General features: G+C 46.0%; 1 rRNA gene. It reads right to left on the bottom strand.

From position 1 onward, the window contains the following. A 23S ribosomal RNA gene (locus AC805_RS16875) occupies nucleotides 1–237 on the bottom strand; the annotation flags it as partial.

Raw genomic sequence — 237 nt, 5'->3', positions numbered from 1 at the left:
ATTACTGCCTTTACATCTATAGCCTATCAACGTGGTCATCTTCCACGATCCTTAAAAGAAATCTCATCTTGTGGTGGGTTTCGCGCTTATATGCTTTCAGCGCTTATCCCTTCCAAACGTAGCTACTCTGCGGTGCCCCTGGCGGGACAACAGATACACTAGAGGTTTGTCCAATTCGGTCCTCTCGTACTAGAATCAGATCCACTCAAATTTCTAACGCCCACAGTAGATAGAGAC

Origin of the sequence: Pseudanabaena sp. 'Roaring Creek', assembly GCF_001402795.1 — a bacterium.
Taxonomy (GTDB): Bacteria; Cyanobacteriota; Cyanobacteriia; order Pseudanabaenales; family Pseudanabaenaceae; genus Pseudanabaena.
This window is presented reverse-complemented; position numbering and strand designations above follow the sequence as displayed.